Origin of the sequence: Citrobacter meridianamericanus (genome assembly GCF_041320245.1) — a bacterium.
In the GTDB taxonomy this organism is placed as follows: domain Bacteria; phylum Pseudomonadota; class Gammaproteobacteria; order Enterobacterales; family Enterobacteriaceae; genus Citrobacter; species Citrobacter meridianamericanus.
Window position 1 is genome coordinate 922,487 of record NZ_CP101036.1, and the last position, 22,823, is coordinate 945,309.

Annotated in this window: 22 protein-coding genes and 3 pseudogenes; 21 read left to right on the forward strand and 4 right to left on the reverse strand. The window is 45.2% G+C overall.

The features are described from left to right. Nucleotides 1-7: 7 nt before the first annotated feature. The 12 genes and pseudogenes from NMD08_RS04440 (at nucleotide 8) to NMD08_RS04495 (ending at nucleotide 10,184) form a co-directional block, all read left to right on the forward strand. The gene (locus NMD08_RS04440; RefSeq protein ID WP_370619605.1) at nucleotides 8-886 is read left to right on the forward strand and encodes a formylglycine-generating enzyme family protein; all 879 of its coding nucleotides are present in this window, start codon (nucleotides 8-10) and stop codon (nucleotides 884-886) included. Further along, nucleotides 886-1,773 (forward strand): formylglycine-generating enzyme family protein, encoded by an 888-nt coding sequence (locus tag NMD08_RS04445; protein ID WP_370619607.1) that lies wholly within the window; start codon nucleotides 886-888, stop codon nucleotides 1,771-1,773. The genes NMD08_RS04440 and NMD08_RS04445 overlap by 1 nt, the downstream gene beginning before the upstream one ends. Next, nucleotides 1,770-2,657 carry a formylglycine-generating enzyme family protein gene (locus tag NMD08_RS04450; RefSeq protein ID WP_370619609.1) on the forward strand — a complete coding sequence of 296 codons (888 nt, stop codon included), beginning with the start codon at nucleotides 1,770-1,772 and terminating at the stop codon, nucleotides 2,655-2,657. Before NMD08_RS04445 ends, NMD08_RS04450 begins: the two co-directional genes overlap by 4 nt. Beyond that, nucleotides 2,654-3,052: an SUMF1/EgtB/PvdO family nonheme iron enzyme gene (locus NMD08_RS04455; RefSeq protein WP_370619611.1), complete on the forward strand. Its 399-nt coding sequence runs from the start codon at nucleotides 2,654-2,656 to the stop codon at nucleotides 3,050-3,052. The genes NMD08_RS04450 and NMD08_RS04455 overlap by 4 nt, the downstream gene beginning before the upstream one ends. 23 nt (nucleotides 3,053-3,075) lie before the next feature. Further along, a pseudogene (locus tag NMD08_RS04460) lies at nucleotides 3,076-3,585 on the forward strand (DUF6392 family protein). After that, nucleotides 3,582-3,872 (forward strand): DUF6392 family protein, encoded by a 291-nt coding sequence (locus tag NMD08_RS04465; protein WP_370619613.1) that lies wholly within the window; start codon nucleotides 3,582-3,584, stop codon nucleotides 3,870-3,872. Before NMD08_RS04460 ends, NMD08_RS04465 begins: the two are co-directional and overlap by 4 nt. A 446-nt stretch (nucleotides 3,873-4,318) precedes the next feature. Then, a complete protein-coding gene (locus NMD08_RS04470) occupies nucleotides 4,319-4,585 on the forward strand; it encodes a PAAR domain-containing protein (protein ID WP_151218381.1) in 267 nt (88 codons plus the stop codon). Between the two features lie 4 nt (nucleotides 4,586-4,589). Beyond that, a complete protein-coding gene (locus NMD08_RS04475; RefSeq protein ID WP_370619615.1) occupies nucleotides 4,590-5,513 on the forward strand; it encodes a type VI secretion protein in 924 nt (307 codons plus the stop codon). Beyond that, a complete protein-coding gene (locus NMD08_RS04480; RefSeq protein WP_370619617.1) occupies nucleotides 5,495-5,773 on the forward strand; it encodes a hypothetical protein in 279 nt (92 codons plus the stop codon). The genes NMD08_RS04475 and NMD08_RS04480 overlap by 19 nt, the downstream gene beginning before the upstream one ends. Continuing rightward, on the forward strand, nucleotides 5,745-8,783 hold the full coding sequence (gene tssA / locus NMD08_RS04485; protein WP_370619619.1) for a type VI secretion system protein TssA: 3,039 nt from the start codon (nucleotides 5,745-5,747) through the stop codon (nucleotides 8,781-8,783). Before NMD08_RS04480 ends, tssA begins: the two co-directional genes overlap by 29 nt. A gap of 22 nt (nucleotides 8,784-8,805) precedes the next feature. Further along, nucleotides 8,806-9,597, forward strand: a pseudogene (gene tssF, locus NMD08_RS04490) (type VI secretion system baseplate subunit TssF); the annotation flags it as partial. After that, a complete protein-coding gene (locus NMD08_RS04495) occupies nucleotides 9,597-10,184 on the forward strand; it encodes a VasL domain-containing protein (RefSeq protein WP_370619621.1) in 588 nt (195 codons plus the stop codon). The pseudogene tssF and the gene NMD08_RS04495, both read left to right, overlap by 1 nt. A gap of 176 nt (nucleotides 10,185-10,360) precedes the next feature. On the opposite strand, the gene NMD08_RS04500 is transcribed toward NMD08_RS04495, so the two are convergent. The 3 genes and pseudogenes from NMD08_RS04500 to NMD08_RS04510 all read right to left on the reverse strand — a co-directional run. Further along, nucleotides 10,361-10,765: a CZB domain-containing protein gene (locus NMD08_RS04500; protein WP_370619623.1), complete on the reverse strand. Its 405-nt coding sequence runs from the start codon at nucleotides 10,763-10,765 to the stop codon at nucleotides 10,361-10,363. Continuing rightward, nucleotides 10,762-11,436, reverse strand: coding sequence for a methyl-accepting chemotaxis protein (locus NMD08_RS04505; RefSeq protein ID WP_370619625.1), 675 nt, complete (start codon nucleotides 11,434-11,436; stop codon nucleotides 10,762-10,764). Before NMD08_RS04505 ends, NMD08_RS04500 begins: the two co-directional genes overlap by 4 nt. A 600-nt stretch (nucleotides 11,437-12,036) precedes the next feature. Beyond that, nucleotides 12,037-12,305: pseudogene (locus tag NMD08_RS04510) on the reverse strand (DUF4942 domain-containing protein); the annotation flags it as partial. A 39-nt stretch (nucleotides 12,306-12,344) separates the two neighbouring features. Here NMD08_RS04510 and NMD08_RS04515 point away from each other — a divergent pair. From NMD08_RS04515 to NMD08_RS04530, 4 genes are all read left to right on the forward strand, one after another. Next, entirely contained in the window at nucleotides 12,345-12,467 is a 123-nt protein-coding gene (locus NMD08_RS04515) for a hypothetical protein (protein WP_255588854.1), read from the forward strand. A 463-nt stretch (nucleotides 12,468-12,930) separates the two neighbouring features. Next, on the forward strand, nucleotides 12,931-14,070 hold the full coding sequence (gene cfa / locus NMD08_RS04520) for a cyclopropane fatty acyl phospholipid synthase (RefSeq protein WP_187253229.1): 1,140 nt from the start codon (nucleotides 12,931-12,933) through the stop codon (nucleotides 14,068-14,070). Nucleotides 14,071-14,098: 28 nt separating this feature from the next. Beyond that, nucleotides 14,099-15,037 (forward strand): LysR family transcriptional regulator, encoded by a 939-nt coding sequence (locus NMD08_RS04525; protein WP_151218373.1) that lies wholly within the window; start codon nucleotides 14,099-14,101, stop codon nucleotides 15,035-15,037. Between the two features lie 56 nt (nucleotides 15,038-15,093). Further along, nucleotides 15,094-15,375: a hypothetical protein gene (locus tag NMD08_RS04530; RefSeq protein WP_151218372.1), complete on the forward strand. Its 282-nt coding sequence runs from the start codon at nucleotides 15,094-15,096 to the stop codon at nucleotides 15,373-15,375. A 493-nt stretch (nucleotides 15,376-15,868) separates the two neighbouring features. Here the strand turns inward: NMD08_RS04530 and NMD08_RS04535 are convergent, their stop codons facing one another. Continuing rightward, a complete protein-coding gene (locus tag NMD08_RS04535; protein WP_370607973.1) occupies nucleotides 15,869-16,648 on the reverse strand; it encodes a YoaK family protein in 780 nt (259 codons plus the stop codon). Between the two features lie 138 nt (nucleotides 16,649-16,786). Here NMD08_RS04535 and NMD08_RS04540 point away from each other — a divergent pair, with 138 nt between their 5' ends. The 5 genes from NMD08_RS04540 to afaD all read left to right on the forward strand — a co-directional run bounded on the left by NMD08_RS04540 (nucleotide 16,787) and on the right by afaD (nucleotide 22,745). Continuing rightward, nucleotides 16,787-16,984: a hypothetical protein gene (locus NMD08_RS04540; protein ID WP_151218371.1), complete on the forward strand. Its 198-nt coding sequence runs from the start codon at nucleotides 16,787-16,789 to the stop codon at nucleotides 16,982-16,984. A 1,018-nt stretch (nucleotides 16,985-18,002) separates the two neighbouring features. Beyond that, nucleotides 18,003-18,704, forward strand: a complete 702-nt coding sequence (locus NMD08_RS04545) for a sigma factor-like helix-turn-helix DNA-binding protein (RefSeq protein WP_151218370.1) — start codon at nucleotides 18,003-18,005, stop codon at nucleotides 18,702-18,704. Between the two features lie 140 nt (nucleotides 18,705-18,844). Then, nucleotides 18,845-19,696, forward strand: a complete 852-nt coding sequence (locus NMD08_RS04550; protein ID WP_370619627.1) for a fimbria/pilus periplasmic chaperone — start codon at nucleotides 18,845-18,847, stop codon at nucleotides 19,694-19,696. 14 nt (nucleotides 19,697-19,710) lie between these two features. Beyond that, nucleotides 19,711-22,299: a fimbria/pilus outer membrane usher protein gene (locus NMD08_RS04555; RefSeq protein ID WP_370619629.1), complete on the forward strand. Its 2,589-nt coding sequence runs from the start codon at nucleotides 19,711-19,713 to the stop codon at nucleotides 22,297-22,299. After that, entirely contained in the window at nucleotides 22,296-22,745 is a 450-nt protein-coding gene (gene afaD, locus NMD08_RS04560; protein ID WP_151218367.1) for an AfaD family invasin, read from the forward strand. Before NMD08_RS04555 ends, afaD begins: the two co-directional genes overlap by 4 nt. Nucleotides 22,746-22,823: the final 78 nt, after the last annotated feature.

Sequence of the window (22,823 nt, forward strand, 5' to 3'; positions counted from 1 at the left end):
TATCAAAATGAATAAGCAATACTGCGCCGCGCTATTAGTAACAATAGCATTTTGTAATGGCTGTGATAACAGCTCCAGTGCGGAAAACCAGCAGCTCACTCAGGCGCTGGTGAAGCGCTCGCTGGATAATATGGTTCCCGTCGCGGGCGGTGAGTTTTTAATGGGGGACTTCGGCCCGCTGATTGGGGAAAAGCTGCCCTTCAGCTCGAACCAGGATGATAAATACCTGCATAAGGTCAGGCTGAATGACTTTATGATTGGCAAATATAAGGTCACCTATAAAGATTATAATGAGTATATAAAAATCACTCATGGCAAAAAGCTTACCTATGTATTTGGTGGGAAGTTACTGGCGGATGACGTTCCCGTCAGCATCCCCTGGCAGATGGCCAAAGACTACTGCCTGTGGCTGGGTAAAATGTCGGGTAAACGGATGGATTTACCCACCGAGGCGCAGTGGGAATACGCGGCCCGCTCCCGGGGACAGTATTTGCCCTATGCCACCAGTAACGGAAAAATAGAGCGCGGAGTCAATGTTCCCACCTTTGATGAAAGAGCAAAAATGAACGATGTAGGGATATCGATTTACCCGGTCGGGAAATATCCCCCCAATCCACTGGGATTGTATGACATGGGACTAAGTGGCCAGGAGTGGGCTAATGACTGGTATGCGGCGGACTACTATGCGCACTCGCCGGTTGATAACCCGCAGGGACCGGAGAGCGGCGACAGGAAGGTACAGAGGGGCTATCCGGGCGGGGATTATCAGTATGCCCTGACCATGTTTCGAGAGTCAGATTTCCCTTCTCCGCTTTTTGACGGGCGTAAGGCAGAAGATCATAGATTTTCCCCTAAATATGTTTTTCGCTGCGTGGTGAATAACTGATGACGGCGCATATTCTGAAACTTCTCACCCCGGGGATATTTTTGCTGGCGCTGACTGGCTGTGATAACAGCTCCAGTGCGGAAAACCAGCAGCTCACTCAGGCGCTGGTGAAGCGCTCGCTGGATAATATGGTTCCCGTCGCGGGCGGTGAGTTTTTAATGGGGGACTTCGGCCCGCTGATTGGGGAAAAGCTGCCCTTCAGCTCGAACCAGGATGATAAATACCTGCATAAGGTCAGGCTGAGTGACTTTATGATTGGCAAATATAAGGTCACCTATAAAGATTATAATGAGTATATAAAAATCACTCATGGCAAAAAGCTTACCTATGTATTTGGTGGGAAGTTACTGGCGGATGACGTTCCCGTCAGCATCCCCTGGCAGATGGCCAAAGACTACTGCCTGTGGCTGGGTAAAATGTCGGGTAAACGGATGGATTTACCCACCGAGGCGCAGTGGGAATACGCGGCCCGCTCCCGGGGACAGTATTTGCCCTATGCCACCAGTAACGGAAAAATAGAAGAGGGACGCAATGTCCCCGCCTTTGATGCAATAGCAAAAATGAACGATGTAGGGATATCGATTTACCCGGTCGGGAAATATCCCCCCAATCCACTGGGGTTGTATGACATGGGGCTAAGCGGTGATGAATGGGCTAATGACTGGTATGCGGCGGACTACTATACGCACTCGCCGGTTGATAACCCACAGGGACCGGAGAGCGGCGACAGGAAGGTTATGAGAGGATATTCAGGAGGAGATTATCAATATGCCCTGACCATGTTTCGTAAGTCGAATCTCCCTTCCCCACTTTTTGACGGTCATATAGCAGAAGATAACGAATTCCTTCCCAATTTTGGCCTTCGCTGCGTGGTGAATAACGGATGACGGTGCATATTCTGAAACTTCTCACCCCGGGGATATTTTTGCTGGCGCTGACCGGCTGTGATAACAGCACCAGTGCGGAAAACCAGCAGCTCACCCAGGCGCTGGTGAAGCGCTCGCTGGATAATATGGTCCCGGTTGCGGGAGGTGAGTTTTTAATGGGGGACTTCGGTCCGCTGATTGGGGAAAAGCTGCCCTTCAGCTCGAACCAGGATGATAAATACCTGCATAAGGTCAGACTGAGTGACTTTATGATCGGCAAATATAAGGTCACGCATAAAGATTATAATGAGTATATAAAAATCACCCATGGAAAAAAGCTTACCTATGTATTTGGTGGGAAGTTACTGGCGGATGACGTTCCCGTCAGCATCCCCTGGCAGATGGCCAAAGACTACTGCCTGTGGCTGGGTAAAATGTCGGGTAAACGGGTGGATTTACCCACCGAGGCGCAGTGGGAATACGCGGCCCGCTCCCGGGGACAGTATTTGCCCTATGCCACCAGTAACGGAAAAATAGAGCGCGGAGTCAATGTTCCCACCTTTGATGAAAGAGCAAAAATGAACGATGTAGGGATATCGATTTACCCGGTCGGGAAATATCCCCCCAATCCACTGGGGTTGTATGACATGGGGCTAAGCGGTGATGAATGGGCTAATGACTGGTATGCGGCGGACTACTATACGCACTCGCCGGTTGATAACCCACAGGGACCGAAGAGCGGCGACAGGAAGGTTATGAGAGGATATTCAGGAGGAGATTATCAATATGCCCTGACCATGTTTCGTAAGTCGAATCTCCCTTCCCCACTTTTTGACGGTCATATAGCAGAAGATAACGAATTCCTTCCCAATTTTGGCCTTCGCTGCGTGGTGAATAACGGATGATGACGCATATTCTGAAACTTCTCACCCCGGGGATATTTTTGCTGGCGCTGACCGGCTGTGATAACAGCTCCAGTGCGGAAAACCAGCAGCTCACCCAGGCGCTGGTGAAACGCTCGCTGGATAATATGGTTCCCGTCGCGGGCGGTGAGTTTTTAATGGGGGACTTCGGTCCGCTGATTGGGGAAAAGCTGCCCTTCAGCTCGAACCAGGATGATAAATACCTGCATAAGGTCAGGCTGAATGACTTTATGATTGGCAAATATAAGGTCACCTATAAAGATTATAATGAGTATATAAAAATCACTCATGGAAAAAAGCTTACCTATGTATTTGGTGGGAAGTTACTGGCGGATGACGTTCCCGTCAGCATCCCCTGGCAGATGGCCATGAGCTAAACCGACAAACGGGGCTATATTAAATGAATATTAACGTTGAAAAATTGATAAAACAGTTAGGTAAGCCGTACTTGAATATTTTTGAAAAGGATTTAATTCCCTATAAGACTAAACCATATGGTGCTATTGATGATGATGAGGCTATATTGAAAATGAAACGTGAAGGACTATTTTTGGTCTTTGCTAATAAACCTGATATGGAGTTTAGAGAAATATCGCTAAAATTAGAGGATGAAGGGAAAACCGACTGGGTTTTCCCTAATTGAATGCCATTTGGTTTGGAGTCTGTGATGACCCAGGAGTGGGTTCGTGCACGTTTTGGGATGCCAATGATTTATGTTGATGCGAAAGTCGTAATGACTCTCTATAGGGGGGTAAAGGAATTTTATTCATTATTAGTTTCTGACCAAAATATAGTCGCTTCATTTAGTTATAATAAAGAGTTCTTTGTGGAAAGTGTGACGTTTTACCCACTGGAACGCGCCAAAGAAATCCAGGTGGCACTGGAGAAAAAACGACTTGGTGGGAAATGATTGTAAATTTTGAAAAGCTGATAAATAAAATTGGAGAATCATATCAGAATATTTATGATCAAGGTTTAATTCCCTATAAAGCAAAGCAAAGCAAAGCAAAGCAAAGCAAAGCAAAGCAAAGCAAAGCAAAGCAAAACCAACCAAACAAAATCAACAGGTACCAAAATATAGCTGTTTTATTTGTTTATAATTCTGATCTTTTTGTTGTTAGCATTACTTTCTATTCTATAGAACATGCAAAAGAAATTCAGGCGTCCCTCGAAAGAATAAGGTTATCGGGAAGTTAATATATTATATAAAAGTTATTAACATAGAAAATACTACCTCATGGAAGAGGTGTGAACGCAGTGGGGAGAAGGGTATCATTCACTGGGTTTCAAAAATTAAAATTGATTATGGTTATATTTGATTTTAATAGAACTTGGTGAACAGGTAAAACTGGTTTATCCGGATGGCTATGTCGAATACGGCAACCCTTTTACCAGTTTCGAACGGCTGCAGAAAATCAGCCGTGAACGCCAGGTAGCAGTAAACTAGCATTAGCACTCAGTAGAGACTATTGGTAAAAAAGTGTAATAATAAATTTAACTTGGGATGATGCCAGACATTGCTAGTCCCTCAATTTTTATATTCGCCCCAAATACAATTCTTATCTTGAATGATTGGTGTGGTTGTCTAATCATTATGAATAACTTTATAAATTTTAAATGCTTATCTTATTAAGAGGTTAATTATGTCAAAAGGTTTTGTTTTGCTTGGTGATAAAACGACTCATGGTGGAAGTGTAATATCTGCGTCTTCCACGATGTTTGTCCAGGGACGAAAAGTAGTACTTCTGGGGGATATGGTTAGTTGTCCGATACCATTCCATGGTATTAATCCTATTATTGAAGGTTCGCCAGAATGGTTTTCTGATGGTGTACCGATAGTTGTCGATGGATGCCATAGTCTGTGTGGATGTCAGGTTATTTCAAGTGCGCCAGAAGCATTAATAGGGTGAAATCATGGGCTGGGAACGCCATAGAATTATCACGCCCGTAGCGCCTGAACCTCTTTCTCTCTGGCGATGGGCACTGGCTGGTATATTATCAGTAATAATAAGTATCTTACTTTTTGTATTGCATGCAACAGAACATCTATTCTTTATTAATGATGTCAACATCTGGCTGGTTTCACTCTTTCCAACGTTCCTGTGGTTAATAATTGCCAGTATTAGAGCATATTTATATGGGCGGGCGCTTGAATATTATGAATTTTTGCAAAAAGAAATATTGATTTCTCAGCGTGAATGGCAGTCCTGGGGGCAGCGCTCACTTGTCGTGATGAATAGCTGCGTAGTGTTACCAGAGAAAATTACCGTTTCGTTTATTGCAGGTAATCCCACAAATATTGAGAATAAATGTGGTTTAGCTCATCGTATTGACTATTTACCTAATGTCAAAAATCAAGACAATGCAGTGACTGTTTTGCTGAACAGTATTGCTGAATCTCTGAGTATATTACCGATAGCCATTCCTTTGCATGTAACACTCATCACCGATGGTTCAACGGAAGAACGGCATTTACTGCAAAATAACTTTCATAGCATCTGGCAGACAAGTTTCCCAGGCAGGCCACAACCTTCCTCTGTACGAGTAGAAATGGAATTTCCTTTTTATCGACTGGAAGCGAACCTGAAAAATGCAGAAGTCAGGAGCGATCTTGTTCTGGTTTTACAATTTAACGGTTATCAGAATTATTCTGATGGAATGGCTGTCTTTCTTTTAACCAGTGATGACGTAGCGCGTATTTATGGGCTCAACGGTAAGTGCCATTTTCTACGTCCAATGCCTCTGGATAAAGCGTGTTTACCTCAAGATTTAACCACCTTTTTTACTACTCAGGTAAGCGCGATAAATACAAAAACATTGTGTCTGATGGCCAGTTAATTGATTTGTTGAGTGCACAACTCTACCCAATTGGTCACAATCATGGCGCTCATTGGCAGGTTGAAAACAAAATTATTCTTGAAAGATTTATGGGGATCCCCGGTCCATTTTCCGGTTGGCTATGCGTTGGCGTGGCGGCTGATATGTCAAAGCATAACTTAGAGTCATATTTAGTCGTTTCTGTTCAGGAAGAACAACCATATATCTGCACCGTTTTACCCTGGAGCAATAATGAATACGACAAGCCATCTGTGGCGTAGGGGAAGTCTGCTTGTTTTAATTGTGGCATTTTTGGCGGTGCTGACATGGCTGGTTAGGCGCTATGGTGATCTCCTGGGGGCTGATTCACTTACGAAAAAAGTTATCTTAGGTATATTGACGGTAATTTTGATTATTGCTGTTCGCTGGTATCCACTTATCAACATTTATGCCAAGGAGCACCTTTTTCGGGTAAAAGAGGAAAACGATGGAGTTTTTCCGGACAAAGAGTCCCGAATAGAGGAACCGCCCTCCGGGAATATGCTGATAGGAGAAATTCGTGATGTACTCAAGGCAAATTACAGTTATCGCTGGCGCGCCAAAACGCATATCCTGCTGGTAATGGGGGATGTCATTCAGGTTGAGCTACTGGTGCCAAAACTCACCTCTCTGCGCTGGGTTGAAGGGGATGGCGTGGTGTTAATCTGGGGAGGTACGCTCACTGAACCGCCAGATGTTTCGTTGTTTGATGCGATACGCAAGCTGCATCGGCGCCCGCTGGATGGGATTGTATGGGTAACCCCCACTTTTCAGCACCAGGATTCATTGGTTCAATCGGCACCTGTTGTCTCTTTAACCGCAGAACAAATAGATAATGCTGCCCGCCATCTTCAGGCTGTTTTTACCACGCTTCGCTGGCGAGTGCCGTTATACCTCTGGTCGCTGCATGGCGCTCAATTCGTCCGGGATGACGTAACCTTGCACTCTGCGACATGTTTGTTCCCTGCAGGATGCACCACGGCTTTATGTCGTTCGCAGTTGACCTCGTTGGCAATGCAGATGGCGGAGCAGGGTACGCAGCAGGTTACGCGCAATATCCGTGATAACTTCTTACTGAAAATGGCGAATGCGTTCACGCAAAACGCAGAAACCATCAGCGAATCGTTGTCCACTTTTTTCAGCCCGCATCGGCCTCTACCGCTGGCGGCGGTAATCATGAGCCAGTATGCGGCAAATACTTCATCGCGCGTGGCGCATGCCTGGATGCGTGATGAGTGCTGGCGCGCGCTGCTTGATTCGCTCCCTGCGTTACCTGCTGAGCTAAAGGCACAGCGCACAGGCCGTTCAGGGATGCGAGTGCTGGCAGTCGGTACCGCTGGTTTGATGCTGCTATGGGGCGCAGGAATGGTGGTCTCTTTTCTGGCGAATCGCAATCTGATCGGCGCAAGTCTGGATCAGGCCAGGCTGGCAGGTGGTGCGGATGAACCGCTCGCCGAGCGTCTTACGGCGCTGTCCGCGCTTCAGCAAACCCCAGGCATGCTTCGCTGGCGTCAGCTGAATGGGGCACCGTGGTACTACCGCTTCGGCTTAAGCCAAAATGATGCTCTGTTGGATGCGCTATGGCCGCGTTATACGCGTATCGCTATTCCGCTCCTGCGTGATGAAGCCGCGCAACATCTCACTCAGGAATTAACGGCGTTAACTCGACTGGCTCCAGACAGCTCACAGTTTGTCGCTCGGGCAAAGATCGCCTACAACCAGCTGAAAATGTATCTGATGCTCTCCCGGCCTGAGCAGATGGATGCATCATTTTTTAGTCAGGCGCTGATGCAAGACTGGCCGGATCGCGCGGGTATTTCGCGCGCATCATGGCAGGGCGTTGGGCCAGGACTCTGGCAATTCTGGGGAGAACACCTTCAGGCGCATCCTGAATGGAAAATAACAGCGGATAAAAATCTTATTAACCAGGTGCGAACGCTGTTAATTCGTCAGATGGGGATCCGCAATGGCGAAGCTGCTCTGTATCAGAAAATCATTGAACAGGTGACTCCGCATTACACCGAACTTCGTCTGGAAGACATGACCGGCGATAAGGCCGCCCTTGAATGGCTGGCAGGCGGGCGGATGCTGGATAGTCTGGCACGTTTCCCCGAAGTTTCACGGCCTGACACACAGCGGATCGCCGGTGCGCTGATGCTGCTGGAGCAGCAGTTTAGTCAGCGAGAGGAGAGCATTCGTCCCGGGCTTGGGGCACTGTATAGTGCGCTGGAGAATCGTCTGGCACAGTCTGGCGGCGCTCAGGCGCTGGTTCCACAAAATGTCAGTCCGCAAGCCGGTCGGCACAGCGCAGAAACTCCCGTCCTAAAAAGTATTGCCTCTGGTCGTGAGCTGCTGGAGCAGGCACGGGTACTGGCGAAATACCTGAGCGATCAGCCGGACGGCTGGCTGGCGGCGCATCATTTGATGAAAAGCGTGCGGCTCGATACGGTTAACCAACTTCCACCGCCAGATGGCGCCGGACGTACACGCCTGGTACCCCCTAAAAGTGATTACCGCGCCCAGCTCAAGCGTCTGTATTTACAGCAAAGCTGGACTGAACTGATTGAGCTAACTGACAGCTTATTTGCTGAGGGAGTGAATCATTTCTGGCTGGACGTGCAGTGGTATCTTCATCAGGCGTTAACCAGGGCGGGATCGCCATGGGATAAACATGCCGCCATTATCATCAGCGATTTGAAAATGCTGCTGCATCGGATGCCGGGTCTGGAAACGCTGGCATTTAATGACGGAACGCCCTTTGCTGATGACGTCACGCGTGAATGGATAGCCCGTGACGTGTTGCAGGAAAGCGACTGGCAGACGGATAAAATCGCGGCGGCCTGCGTCGGAGAGGATGACGATATCCTGCTGCTTGAAAGCGAGGCCCTGACGCTCGCGGACAGCGAAGGCATTGAAGCAGCGCTCGCCTGGCTTCAGGCTCGACCTGGTATTATTTCATGTCGACAGCGTTGGTTACGCCAGCTGTTGATGGCCCGTCTGACGGAACAGTGTGGGCGCAACGATCTCGCGCTGCATTTGCTTGGCGAGTCGAATACGACTGCGCACTCTCTCACTCTCAAACAGTGGGAGCCTGAACTGCTGTTTGAAGTCAAAGCGCGACGGCTAAAGCTTCTGCGTTTAAAAGCCAACCGTAGTGAAAGTGACAAAGCGCGTCTGACGGCAGAGATGGACTCACTATTGTCCGGTTTGGTCGCCATTGATCCCGCCAGAGCCGCCGTCTTGTGCGGCTAAAACCAAATAAGCGAACTGTAAAATGGAAGATTTAACTCTGCGTTATTATGACGCGGAAATGCGTTATTTAAGGGAAGCGGCAAAAGAGTTTGCGCAGGCGCATCCGGATCGTGCCGCCATGCTGGATCTGGACAAAGCCGGTATCGCCGATCCCTATGTGGAGCGGCTGTTCGAAGGTTTTGCATTTTCGATGGGGCGGTTGCGCGCAAAAATAGACGATCATCTTCCTGAATTTACCGAAGGCTTGATGAGTCTGCTATGGCCACATTATTTACGCACTATTCCCTCCTTAAGCATTGTCGAACTTTTACCGGATACTGATGTGCTGAAAATGAGTGAACGGATTAATGCGGGGTTTGGCGTATTGTCCCAGCCCGTCGGTCCTAAAAAAACGGTATGTCAGTATCGTACTACCCAGCCCGTCACGCTCAGCCCACTGTCTGTTACGGCGGTGAATATCGATGCCGAACCTGACGGACGCTCGGTCATCCGTATGCGAATAAAGTGCAATCCACAGATGGACTGGTCGCAAACCGATCTGACGCGTCTCAGCCTTTATCTGAGCGGTGACGCGCCGGTGACCCACGCGCTGCACCTTGCTTTGACAAAGCGTCTGGCCTCTCTTTATTTGAGATTCCCCAAAAGCGTAGAACGTATTCGACTGGAGGGTTTCTTTTCTCCGGGCGGATTTGCCGGAGAAGACAGTTTATGGCCAAAAGGCGATACAGCGTTTGGCGGCTGGCAATTATTACTTGAGTATTTTACGTTTCGCGAAAAATTTATGTTCGTCCATCTTAACGGCCTGGAAAAGATATGCGATCTGACGAATACGCGCTGATCAAGCCATTGCCGCAGGTGTTGACGCCTGAACAATTGTCCACATTGAAGCAATCCTCAGATTTGGGAGAGCGGAAACAGGAATTTTTCGCCGCTGCGCAAGGGCAATTGGATGTTATATCCCGCCAGTCACCTCTGTGGTCGAGGGAATATGCTGCATCATTAGCACAGCAGTTAGCCACCCTGTGGCCGGAAGAATCGCAGACTACGGAATTCACAAGCAGATTACAAAAACAGTTAACCACGGAAGCGTTGCCGGAAAGCGCACTGCAAAACTGGCATCAAGCCCAGCAGGGACTGGAAGCGTTAACCGCTCAGCTAAATGCACTCGACGAGCGCAAAGGGAAATATCTGACGGGGTCTGAGCTGAAATCAGCCATTTTCACTATTCGCCGCCAGCTTGACCAGGCACCGCCTACAGAAGAGTTATTACGTCAAATCGATGAGGAATTAAGCCTGCAGGGGAGTGTATCACCTACGTTGTATCAGCAGCTCGATATGCGGCTTAATCAGCTTCTTAATCGCTATGCGCTGCTGAAACAAGATGCTATCCGAGGGAGATAGCACTGGAAATCAGCTATCTAAATATCATTAAAAGAATCAGCGCTTTCACTGATTCTGGCTGATGGCATGAGAAAGATTCCCGGCGATTCAGAAGGTTGGGGCAGTATCCATCAAGTCCTGAGCTATGCAGTTCTTTGCATACTTGCTTGATATGAGCATTCAACCGAGAAATTTCGTCAGGGATTATCACTGGGCGTAAATTTTACAATCTCCCTGAATATTTCACTGCCAAGAATCTCAAGCTGATTCATCACCTCATCACTGGCCAGTTCCATTCTTTTTAATGCCAGGGACATATGCTCGTGATCGCCCGAAACAGAATACTCGACTGCCAGAACGCCGGAGTTATGTAACATTTGATGAGGTTCCTCGAGGTTTTTATATCCGGGCAAATGTGCGTAACATTTTCCGTTATCGCCGTAATACCATTTCCCCAGTCTGCATTGACTGTATGATGTCAACGCTTCATCTAATTTATTCTCTGTAAGTTTTTTATATAGATCTATTTTCCATATAACATGGTCCATTTTAATGATACTTAAAAATAGTAAATTTGATATGTAATCAATAATAGATTTCATTGCGGCTGATTTTCAATTACGCCTTTAATAGAGCAAACAACTTCGTTTATATGTTCAGTTATTCTTGTGATTATTGCTAATTGCGCTTCGATAGATATATCAACCGTGGATCCATTGTTCTGGAGAGTTTCTGTTTGCAAAAATATATGGTTAGTGCATGTTTTGACATTTTCAGCCAATTGTCTAACTTCTTTAGAGATAACGCTGAATCCTCTTCCTGCCTCACCCACTCTAGCGGCTTCAATCGCTGAATTTATTGCAATTAAGTTTGTATGATTGGCAAATTTTTGTATGTCTTTAATTGCATCATTAATTTCAACCAGTGATGACTTTAGATGAGTCATTTGTTTTTTAATTTCTGATGATTCTTTGCCTGCCTCGTTGAACTCAATCACGAGTGATTCAAGAGAATGCATGGCTTTATTATTCTGTTCGTTTAATTCGATTATTTTATCTTTTTCTGTATTTAATTGTTCATAAGTTGAAATTAACGAGGTTCTTATCAGGTTCAGTGTCGATATGCCAGAAGTGAAATGATGGCAGATAATTTTACTATAATTTTCTGTTTTTTGTTCAGCGAGCGAGGTCTCAGCTTCGATGATGTTGGAGGATTTGTTGTAATTATAGCTATTATTTCTTTTGGCAATCTTAGCGATGATTTTCCTGATCATATCATCAATCCTTTTAATAATATTTTTAGGGGGCAATGATTTTATCCGTTTATCGCTTGGGTTATAGCTTTCGTCAATATGTTTTTGGTTAATTTTATTTAATATATCATAATCTCTTGATGTTTATTTTGTTAAATTACTGTACGGAGTGGGATTGTATTTGGTCGTCCTAATTCTAAATTTAAATTTTGCTCTATTAATATAAGTGTTATCTTTCATCTTAACCAAAATATTCTTTCAATATATCTACGTAGTCTGGCTATGAAGATGGATTGCAGCATTTTTTTATAAATTGAAAGAACGCGGGAAGTAGCCAGATGTGACGATATAGAACGATTACATACGCAAAATTGAAATTTGATAACTGCGCGTTAAACTTCAATATTATTAATGTGTTTATAATAATGTTGAAATCCTGACTAGTAATAGACTTTGATGTGCAATCACAGTGGTAATCATGGAGGGATTTTGTTTCATAAAATAAAAACACCCTAATAAGGCCTCGTTTGCATAGCATCAAAATTTAACGGTTGAACGGATGTTTTTACGTCCATTTTAATTATTTCTGGTGGCTGACCGTTTACGGACTCGTAGTGAGCACCAGCACTGGTTAAGACCAAAACCCCACCTGTCCAATTTGATCAACCCGCTGACAATTATTTTCACAGGGGTTATTGGTCCCGTAGTTCCAGCTTCCCCCTGAAGACATTGATTACGCCACGTTCAAATACCTCACCTTTGCTCTGATGCAGTTGCTCAAACGTGCTCAGGATATTCTCTTCACTGACTGATGGTATATCGTCTTTTTCCAGACTGTTGTACCACTATTCACAGACAGCTGCATCCATCACACTGAGCATGCCGGATTTATGCCTTTTACCCGAAAACAGTTTCAGAAAATGCAGGCCATGCAGTCCCTTCGTGCTGGACAAAATCGCCTGCTGATTAAACTGAACAAGCTTTTTGAACGCGGCACCATTTTGCCACTGCAAGTGGTCTATCTGGATAAAACTGTGCCTGGCGCCGCTTGATTTTGATGCGATACAAGTTGGTATAACACTTTCGCTGCGTTTGCCGCCACAGGTTCATTATTAGTGCGGCTGATATGGTGTGACGTTAACCCGTAGTCTTGGCATTATCGTGAACCCGTATGCCCGGCGAGGGCGACGGATGATACACAGGTCAGACTAACAGCGTGCGCTGATAATAATATTTTTAAGTAATCTTACAAATGAAAAAATGTTTTCTTATGTTTCAGGTTTTATCGCAATTTAAAATTATTATGCTAAATAAAGCATTAGCATGTCGATTTTAGTCTTTGAGATATTCTGTCATTGAACAAATAATATGTTGTTATTTTTTAAGCAAACGAGAAAACGATAAGCATATTTTTCGATACTCAAAGCGGAAGTATTCCGTATTGGAATATTTATATTCGTTGATTTTTGTGAGGTCAGTTGCATAACATTCTTTACTGTATTTTAAGGAGATGTAATGAGCAGCACAAAATTAACCAATATTACCCGCAGCCGTAAAATTGTAGACTCATTGTTATATCAATGTGACATCATTATAAATGGCGATAAACCTGGCGATATAAAAGTCCATAACCCCCAGTTTTTTAAACGTGTTTTAAAAGAAGGTTCAATGGGATTAGGCGAATCCTACATGGATGGATGGTGGGACTGCGAGTATCTTGACTCATTTTTTTATAAATTATTAAACAAGCGAATCGATAGCAAAGTTACGGGGAACTTCCATGATGCGGTTTATTATGTTGTTTCCAGGATAATTAATTTACAGTCTATTTCACGTTCCCGAAAAGTAGCCAGAGTACATTATAATCTTGGCAATAATCTCTTCGAATCGATGCTTGACCCATGGATGCAATATTCTTGTGCATATTGGAAAGATGCTTATAATCTCGAACAAGCACAGGTTAAAAAGTTATCGTTAATTTGTGATAAATTAATGTTAAAACCAGGGATGAAGGTTTTAGATGTTGGTTGTGGGTGGGGCGGGTTAGCTTCATTTATAGCTAAGAAATATAATGTTTCTGTAACAGGAATAACGATTTCGGACGAACAAAAGAAACTCGCTGAAGACAGATGTGATGGATTAGATGTCGTGATAGAACTCACCGATTATCGGGAGTTACAAGGAAAGTTCGACAGGATTGTATCTGTAGGTATGTTTGAGCATGTTGGATTGAAAAACTATGATATATTTTTCAAAAAAATGCATGACATCTTAACAGATGATGGATTATTTTTATTACATTGCATTGGTAGCAATCAGTCTGGAGGTGGGGTAGATCCATGGATAAATCGCTACATTTTTCCTAATGGACGTCTGCCTTCCATACAAGAAATCGTATCATGTACCGAAGGACGTTTTATAATGGAAGACTGGCATAATTTCGGTGCAGACTATGATATGACATTGATGGCATGGGACAAAAACTTTCTTGATAACTGGGAGTATAACAAAAAAGATTATGATGAAAGATTTTTAAGGATGTTCCATTATTATCTTTGTTCTTGTGCTGGTGCATTTAGAGCCAGAGAAATTCAGTTGTGGCAAGTATTATTTAGTAAGAATGGAGTCAGAGGCGGACTTCGTGTAGCTCGATAGATTGAATCAGATGTAATACAAGGTTAATATGAATAATACTTATTATCGTTCAATGTTTAACAACTCATACCAAGGGATGGTGGCGTTAGCGACGCTTTTTGATGAGCAGAGTGTCAGCTTTGCTGCGTTTGCACTTGGTATAAGTCAGCCATCAATGAGTAAGTTATTAATGGAGATGAGAAAGGAATTCAATGATTTATTATATATTAAATCAAATAACGTTTACACATTGACGCCAGTGGGTGAAGTATTGTGCTCACTCGTAAAAAATACTATCTATGCAAACCAGTCAATCTTAGAGCAATTAAAGAATGGAGTTAAAAAATCATATAATATAATTTTACCACATTGGTTTAATTTGTACGAAGCTCCTACGTTATTGCAAAAGATTAGAACAAACTATACTGATATTTCACTGAACTTCTACCCACCCTATATCTCTGGTTCTAAAGAAATTCTTGAGAATTTGAAACAAGGAAAGATAGATGTTGCCGTCTGTCATTTCTTTCATGATATACCAGCAGGTTTTCACTCTAACATTCTTGGTTTCTCGGAATTGATTTTTCTATGTAAGAAAAATAACAGCCTGTATGCGAGTGAAATCGATCTTGAAAAGATATGCTCTGCACCACTTCTGGTATACAACATTAGCCCCTATTTATTCAATAGTTTTATTGAGAAAAATGGAATAAACAAAAATACGTTAAATATTCTTATGACGGTGACAAATAACTTTAGACAATGGATTTCGCAACTAACGGACGACGATGTAATCTTAGTTACACTCAGAACGACAGGTGAAGAATTACTGAAAGAAGGAGAATACCGAGAGATCAAATTAAATAATGCAACATCATCTTATGCGTATAATCTTATGTGGCATGAAAGGTCGACAAAAGATCCCGTGCATACTCTGATTCGCGCAGCCATAGTAAATATGAATGGTAATATAGACCTGGAGCATTAATAAATACAATGTCAATTTTAAATTGATGTTGGAAATCATTTTCTAGAGGGTATAGTATGCCATTAACAATCAGTGGATATAGAACCTTTTCTCCATTTAATCCTTCAATACTTGGAGCAATGAGGCAAAGAGCCTATTCTCTTAAAGTTATTGAACCTACGGGTAATGTGATATCTTTTAGTAGTCTCAGTACTTTTTCTAAATTCTTGGGGAAAAATATTTCTTATTTACGCTCACGCGCAATATATGCAGAAATGTTTGTTGGTGATAGTTCGGAAATTATATGGCTCGATGAAAATAAAAATCCCTACACCCTTATATTTACACGAATCAAATAGTTATCATTGTTTTCTGTTATAATATAATCATTATAGCTTCTCATATTATGAGTTTGCTATTATTTAAAATAAACAGCCAGTCATCGCTCCTGATATTAAAATGGATAGGCGTTATTCATTTTTGGATTAGATAACATATCCTATAGGTTGATAATATTAGGATGAATTGAGTTTGTTTTTGTTTAGAAAGGTAATAAGGTTCCCTGAATATTTTATAGATGCTTCTGTTTCGGCGGCCAGTGAATACTCATGTATGCACTGGCTGCTGTTATATTAATGTGTTAACAACCATATTATGCATATATGCAATCATTCCGACTCTCAGGTTTGTCTTCTGAGCATAAAGGTAACTCTTCCCCAGTAAATAATTGCGCGATGTAAACTGCCACCAGGCACTTCAGAGTCACTCTCATATATTCTTACCCTTTGCAACTTACACAGTGATATAGCATTCCCACTTTACTTCATCACAATAATGCTCACTACTGCGATATCATGAAGATTGGGATATATGTAACGACCAGATTTTAACGCAAAACGCAATTAATATCACTAATGGAACTACGAGAGCATAAAAACCAATATATTTATTCAATATTGCAGTAATAAAAGCACCAATAAAAAAATGTAAGATTACCAGGAAGTAATGTAAACTTTCAAATTTTAAATTTGTTTTTTCTTTGCTTTTATTTATCAGAAGAGATTGACATAATTTCGTTATCATTAGTATGTAAACTGATGTCACAACAGAAGTTGATGTTGGAAATTTGGTACCACCGTTTTTAATGATGAAATTTTGAATGTACATAAAGACAAGGCCAATTGTAACTAATGGCATTACGTTAATAGTCGGATGACTTAAAAATAAATTATTTACAATCATATAATTTCCCAGAAGTATGAATGTAATCATCAAAAAACAATTTAACGTAAGGCTTATAGCATAAACATGCCACTGACTTTTTATTTTGCTGATGTATTTATATTCGATAACTTGATGGATCGCACTTATCAAAACCCATATGACAATAATTAAAATATGATAAACAGATTCAAAGTCAAAGTTAAATTTTACGAGTGAAGTTATTCCAAAAACCATGTTTGATGTCATAAACCCTATCAAAGCTTTATATAGATATATGAAGCTCATAACTTCCATACAACCACCTATGTATGACATCAAATAGTGGATCTCATGGTTTGTTGAACGATATATTTTGATATTCATATTCCTCACCAAATACTTGATATTCTTAACTTCATAAAAAATCATCTAATGATAACTCCGGAATGATATTAATTATATCATTTGTTTTATAAATGGTGGAATATTAATATTCCTTGTTCCAATACCTGCTTTAGTGGTAGCGTCAGGTTGTAGAAAATCAATACTGTGTAGAGGTGTCGGAATATGATCAAAACAGCATATATTGTAGAAGATAATGACAAAGCCAGTGTTCTAATAGAACACTCAATTATGAAATCATTTGATGATTCTGAAACAGCAGCATTATGGGCATTTTCGTTAGGTTATAGAGTTTACAAAAAAAGCGTCCTTCATGGAAAAGACTTTTGGGTTAAATACACACCATCTTTCCACAAGGGCTAGATAAGATTTATTATCCTGTGATGTATTCTTGTATAATAAATTTATTGTTTGCTTTGGTCAATGATGTGAAATTTATCTTTCATAGCTTTTTTGTAGTATTTTAAAAATTTATTCATCTTATTTTTATGAGATGAGTATAAATGTTGATGTTTATTATTCCCCCCTTGATAGTCTTAACCAGACGGTTGATATCATTAGTTTCCGTATATTCATTGAGAGGTTTTATCACTGGCCTCTCAACAACCACAAAAATATTTTTATGCTATTGATTTAATTAATATGGTGGATAGTTAAACAAGCCATAATGACGACATCATCGCTATTTTTTTTCATGGGAATATTCGTATCAGCTAGCAGAATATAATACCCCCTGCATATATTGTGGGCCGCCAGGACTGAAAAAATACCTTCCAGATGTATTTCAAGCAAAAAAAAATCCGGCACGGGAGCCGGATAAAAAGTAAGATAATTATAATGGGAACTATAGATTTGCTTGTATTGCATACAGCAGATTATCTCAATTTACGCCAAGTGTCCGCATAACTTTTCTCGCAATTTGTGTCATTTTGTTTCAATGCCATATATAAGGAGAGCCCTGAGAATCTTTTTAAAATAATCACCATTTCAATTCATCTTCCTTCTAAACCACTCCCTCAGTCCATCTTATATTTAACCACCTTAATTACCAGTATATTTTTATGCCGATTAGGGCAACGAAAATGTTTTGTGATTTAAGTCACTTTTTTGTTAATTGGTGATTATTTTGTCATATTTGTATTATCGATCTTATCATCTGATTTCATATTGTTTCATAGATCATAGATCTGACATTCGTATCAATATTGAGAATTTATTTTATTTTCTGCTGAATATGAAAGAAATGTAGATCATAGATCTGTTTTAAATTGATTTGGCAGATCTCTATACTGGGTATTAACAACCTCAACGGAGTTTATTGCTTTTTCCGCCCCCGGCGCGGAAAGGACTTTTATTTACATAAAAAGGGGACCGACGGCCTATGGATACCTCCCGTCATCAGTACCGGCGGAGTTTCGCGCAGGACCTGCAACGACTCTTTCCGGGGCTTACGGTGAAATACACCGACTACTATTACCGACTGACAAACCGCTTTACGCACGATGACCTTATTTTCCTACATCTGCAGGAACCACTGACGGAGTTGACTTTGCACCGAATGATGGCCCTGCGTCGTCGTCAGCCGCCACCTGTATTGTTTGCCGCCCTTATGGATCCGGCTGATGAGGGACGTCGCTGGTTTGCCCGGATATTAGGCTGCGAGATTGTGAATGCTGCCAGCAGTTTCCCTCATATTGCTCTGACATTGAATGCCTATGTCACCGGAGGCGCAGAGCCAGTAGACAGTCCGTTGACCTCACTTAGCGAAGCGGAGTGGTTATCCCTGAAACAGGCGATGTGTGGAATGGGTCTGGGTGAGATTGCACGCCATTACGGTGTGACAACCTCTGCTGTACGTCAACGCGTACGCCATGCGCTGGACAAGCTGGGGATGCCTGGGCGTGTTATGCCGACAGCAATGTTGACACCCGTTACCCGTAATCCAGCCAGCCACCTGACACTGATGGAACTCAGTACTGCTGGACTGAATGATGCGGGCTTCCCGGATATGCAGGAACAGTCCGTACCGGATCATCCTCAGGGGCGGGTCTACCCCTTGAAACTGGCATCAGGTGTTTTCTGAGCCTTCGCTCGGCCAGAATATTTCCGGCTGAGTTTATGTAATTTCATTCCCTTTTTTCGCGCCGCGTCGCGAAAGGGATTTGTGCAGCCTTTTTTCAGACAGCAGGCCGTTGGCAGCGTATTTACGAGGATATTTATCGCATGAGCATAAGGGTGTTTTCCCGTTGCAGTTTACTGTCTTTACGCCCGGTTGCCTTGACCAACCGGGGGATCTTTACCGCCTATTTAGGGCTGGTCGTTATGGTCTTTTGGTCAAATCCTTTTTTCGGAGACGCTCGGGCAGCTCTGCCTATTGAGGGACAAGCTGTCAGGATAAAACCCCAAATCCGTGATTATAAGGTGACGCTGGGAGCGACACGGGTGATATACGACCCGGATAGCCGCGGGGCTGAGTTGTGGATAGAAAACAGTCAGGATTACCCGATGCTAGTCCAGTCCAGAACACTTGATGAAAACCAGAAAGAAAGTGCTCCCTTTGTGGTGACACCGCCGTTGTTCCGCCTTGACGGTAATCAGCGAGGTCGCCTGCGCATTGTACGTACGGGTGGGGAGTTTCCGTCTGACCGGGAGAGCCTGCAGTGGTTGTGTGTTAAGGCCATTCCACCGTCAGGCGGTGATGCCTGGTTGAAGGAGAATAAGAAAGCTGGCGAACCAACCATGCCCGCGGTGGGAATTCAGGTTTCGCTGAACAATTGCATTAAGTTACTAACCCGACCAGCTAGCCTGCATGCCACACCGCTAGATGTGGCCGGTGGTTTGAAATGGCAACGTGTGGGTAATCAGATCCGCGCCCGGAATGACAGTCCTTTTTATATCAACCTGATTTCACTGAAATTAAACGGCGCAGAAGTGTTACAGCCGCACTATATCTCCCCTTACGGCGCGCAAACGTTCAGCGTGCCGGCCGGAGTGGCCAGAGTGAAACGGGTGCAATGGCAGATTATCACTGACAACGGTGGTCAGGGACCAACTTATGATGCCGCCATTAACTGACAGGAGTTCCGGACATGCTGCATTTCCGTCTGTCCTGTGTGGTGGCGCTATCTCTGTCAGGTATCTGGTCCGGTCAGCTCCTTGCAGTACCGTATACCTTTGATCCGTCAATGCTGGACGGTGGTAACTCAATGGTTGACCTCTCTTTGTTTGAAGAGGGGGCACAGATGCCCGGCATCTATCCGGTCAATATCGTGCTTGGCGAAGAGATAGTAGATCGTCGGAACCTGGCCTTTCATCTTCAGCGCGAGCCTGACGGAAAGCGTTCCCTGCAACCCTGTCTGACGGTGGAACAGTTATCGCGGTATGGCATTCGCACGGAGAAATATCTAGGTCTGGCGACAGGAGGAGGAGAAGAAGGTGGCGTGCAGTGTGCACGAATAAACGCTATCCCACAGGGCAGTATGACGTTCGCTTTTTTCCGCCAGCAACTGATTATCAGCGTTCCGCAGGCAGCCCTACGACCCCGTTTTGACGGGATCGCCCCGGAGTCGATGTGGGACGACGGTATTCCTGCGCTGATGAGCGGTTACCAGGTTAGCGTCAACCGGTCACAGCAGACCACGGGCGCAGGCAGCCATATGGATTCGGCTTATTTGCGGCTGACCCCCGGAGCCAACCTGGGCCCCTGGCGGCTACGGAACATCCTCAACTGGCAGCGAAACGGGCAAAGCCCTGGACGCTGGGAGCGGCAGCAGAGCTACGTAGAGAGAGGAATAATTCGGTTGAAGAGTCGACTGACGCTGGGAGAAAGCGCTACCCCGTCGGATGTGTTTGACAGTGTGCCGTTTCGCGGCGTGATGCTCGCAACGGATGAGGCGATGATACCGAGTGCCCTGCGAGAGTTTGCGCCAGCTGTGCGCGGGATAGCCCGGAGTCCGGCGCAGTTGGAGATTCGCCAAAACGGGTATCTGTTGTACAGCCGACATGTTGCTGCTGGGCCATTTGCCGTCACAGACTTGCCCGGAATGATGGGCAGTGGTGACTTGCAGGTCACAGTGGTGGAATCCCAGGGGCCGACGCAGCGGTTCACTGTGCCCTATACCGTACCACCAGTGGCGCTGCGTGCTGGCTATATGAAATACAGCGTGATGGCGGGTCAATACCGCTCCTCAGCAGAAACGGCGGGAGGAGATAGCGGGCGTTCATCTCTGGGCCTGGCGACGCTGATGTATGGCCTGCCGTCGAACGTAACCTTGTATGGCGGGATGCTAGGCGGAGAACGGTACCAGTCCGCATCCCTTGGCGCGGGGCTGATGCTGAGTTATCTGGGCGCGGTATCTGCAGATATCACAGCCACCCGGGGACGATTCCGTGACGGACGGCGTGAAGAGGGAACTGCAATACGGGTGCGTTACAACAAATATCTGGAGGCCACAGGAACAGGTCTGTCGGCTAGCAGTGAGTGGTATCCGACCGGTCGATATCACACGCTTTCAGAAGTGATGGACGATACCCGGGGGGACCTGTCGCCGTTTGATGACGATTTTGGGTGGACGCCACAGCACTTTTCCCCGCGTGACCTTCAGGGGCGGCGTTATGCAACCACCATGCAAGTTAGCCAGACGTTGGGCGAACTAGGGACAATATATGCGTCTGGAAGTCGAACACAATGGCAGGACGGGGAACATGAGGACACGTTGAATACCGGGTATGGCTATAGCTACAGCTGGCGGTACATCAGCATGAATCTGAGCGTCAACTATGTGAGTACCCGTAACCGGAGGGAGAAGATGATGGCGCTGTCAATGAGCGTGCCGTTATCACATTGGCTGGGAGGGTCGCCTTCGGCGAATTATCAGGTCCGTTCCGGAGATGGACAAGTGATCCATTCGGTGGGTATCAGCGGGAGCGGATATGACAGTCGTCTGAACTGGGGTCTGAGCCAGCAGATGTACTCTGGTGGGGAGCGCACGCAAGATGCGGTCCGGGGCCTCAGTGCGGGTTGGACAGGTGGATACGGCAGTGTCTCGGGAAGTTACAGCTACAGTCGCAGCCAGCGTTACATGAGTGCAGAGCTAGACGGCGGAATGTTGATACACCGCCACGGTATCACGCTGGGGCAGACGCCTGGAGACACGACCGGGTTAATAGAAATCCCAGGAGTCGCCGGGGTATCGGTTGGCTATATGCCTGGCGTGCAGACAGACCTCTTCGGTTACACCACAGAGAACACCCTTGCGCCGTACCAGATAAATACAGTCAGTCTGGACGTGTCGACGTTGCCGGAAGATGCGGAGGTGGGACAGACGGATGTGAAGGTGGTGCCGACCCGTGGGGCGGTGATTCGAGCGCATTTTGATCCACGGATAGGCGCCCGCGCACTGATAACACTGACCCGAACTGACGGAATGGCGGTGCCATTTGGTGCATTGGTTTCCCTGGCGGGGACAGCGACAGTAGAGAGCGGTATCACGGGTGACGGCGGGACAGTGTACATGAGTGGATTACCGCCATCAGGGAGACTAACAGCGAGCATGGGAACACATGCCTGTGAGGCATTGTATCAGTTACCAGAAAAACCGGGTGGTGGCGGAGTGTACCGGCTAAAGGCGGTATGTCGAGAGAGTGACCAAAAGGCAATAACGGGAGGGCAGAAATGAGATTCGCGACAGGCCAACTGGTCGCCTGGGGGTTACTGACCGCGCTGCTGCTGGCGATGCTGCCAGTTCGCGCTGAAACGGTAAGAGTGGTACTGCAGATGACCCGTCATACCGTGGCTGGCCCGGTGCGGGCAGGGACAGTACTGGGGCGGGGAGAAATCCGCAGTAGTGTCACGCACAGCGGGTATGCGCTGTGGCTGGATAATGAAACGGACGGCGACCGACCGGGATGTTACCGGCTGACGGGAAAGACAAAGAGAGCTCATGTCGTGCGCGTGTGCCTGTCGGGTGACGGGTGGTACGCCGGAGATATCAGTCCGGAGCAGCGATGGGTGTACCCAGGCAGCGACAAGCAGGCCAGCTTCATACTGGTTTCGTCTGTTGATCAGACGATTCCTGCGGACACGTATGTGATCCAAGTAAAAGGCGATCTGCGCCAGGAATAAGGCACGTGACGGGCGTGCGAGGGCTGGCAATAGTCAGCGCGTTCATCCCGTCAAATAACGTAGAAAACAGTAAGCATA

What these genes read in the sequence shown, in the direction of transcription:
- NMD08_RS04450 (WP_370619609.1), top strand. Translation starts at nt 1,770, where the DNA reads ATGACGGTGCATATTCTGAAACTTCTCACCCCGGGGATATTTTTGCTG.
- afaD (WP_151218367.1), top strand. Translation starts at nt 22,296, where the DNA reads ATGAGATTCGCGACAGGCCAACTGGTCGCCTGGGGGTTACTGACCGCG.
- NMD08_RS04555 (WP_370619629.1), top strand. Translation starts at nt 19,711, where the DNA reads ATGCTGCATTTCCGTCTGTCCTGTGTGGTGGCGCTATCTCTGTCAGGT.
- NMD08_RS04550 (WP_370619627.1), top strand. Translation starts at nt 18,845, where the DNA reads ATGAGCATAAGGGTGTTTTCCCGTTGCAGTTTACTGTCTTTACGCCCG.
- NMD08_RS04440 (WP_370619605.1), top strand. Translation starts at nt 8, where the DNA reads ATGAATAAGCAATACTGCGCCGCGCTATTAGTAACAATAGCATTTTGT.
- cfa (WP_187253229.1), top strand. Translation starts at nt 12,931, where the DNA reads ATGAGCAGCACAAAATTAACCAATATTACCCGCAGCCGTAAAATTGTA.
- NMD08_RS04505 (WP_370619625.1), bottom strand. Translation starts at nt 11,436, where the DNA reads ATGATCAGGAAAATCATCGCTAAGATTGCCAAAAGAAATAATAGCTAT.
- NMD08_RS04465 (WP_370619613.1), top strand. Translation starts at nt 3,582, where the DNA reads ATGATTGTAAATTTTGAAAAGCTGATAAATAAAATTGGAGAATCATAT.
- NMD08_RS04540 (WP_151218371.1), top strand. Translation starts at nt 16,787, where the DNA reads ATGATCAAAACAGCATATATTGTAGAAGATAATGACAAAGCCAGTGTT.
- NMD08_RS04525 (WP_151218373.1), top strand. Translation starts at nt 14,099, where the DNA reads ATGAATAATACTTATTATCGTTCAATGTTTAACAACTCATACCAAGGG.
- NMD08_RS04455 (WP_370619611.1), top strand. Translation starts at nt 2,654, where the DNA reads ATGATGACGCATATTCTGAAACTTCTCACCCCGGGGATATTTTTGCTG.
- NMD08_RS04475 (WP_370619615.1), top strand. Translation starts at nt 4,590, where the DNA reads ATGGGCTGGGAACGCCATAGAATTATCACGCCCGTAGCGCCTGAACCT.
- NMD08_RS04470 (WP_151218381.1), top strand. Translation starts at nt 4,319, where the DNA reads ATGTCAAAAGGTTTTGTTTTGCTTGGTGATAAAACGACTCATGGTGGA.
- NMD08_RS04445 (WP_370619607.1), top strand. Translation starts at nt 886, where the DNA reads ATGACGGCGCATATTCTGAAACTTCTCACCCCGGGGATATTTTTGCTG.
- tssA (WP_370619619.1), top strand. Translation starts at nt 5,745, where the DNA reads ATGAATACGACAAGCCATCTGTGGCGTAGGGGAAGTCTGCTTGTTTTA.
- NMD08_RS04495 (WP_370619621.1), top strand. Translation starts at nt 9,597, where the DNA reads ATGCGATCTGACGAATACGCGCTGATCAAGCCATTGCCGCAGGTGTTG.
- NMD08_RS04545 (WP_151218370.1), top strand. Translation starts at nt 18,003, where the DNA reads ATGGATACCTCCCGTCATCAGTACCGGCGGAGTTTCGCGCAGGACCTG.
- NMD08_RS04500 (WP_370619623.1), bottom strand. Translation starts at nt 10,765, where the DNA reads ATGAAATCTATTATTGATTACATATCAAATTTACTATTTTTAAGTATC.
- NMD08_RS04535 (WP_370607973.1), bottom strand. Translation starts at nt 16,648, where the DNA reads ATGATTTTTTATGAAGTTAAGAATATCAAGTATTTGGTGAGGAATATG.
- NMD08_RS04530 (WP_151218372.1), top strand. Translation starts at nt 15,094, where the DNA reads ATGCCATTAACAATCAGTGGATATAGAACCTTTTCTCCATTTAATCCT.
- NMD08_RS04515 (WP_255588854.1), top strand. Translation starts at nt 12,345, where the DNA reads ATGCAGTCCCTTCGTGCTGGACAAAATCGCCTGCTGATTAAACTGAAC.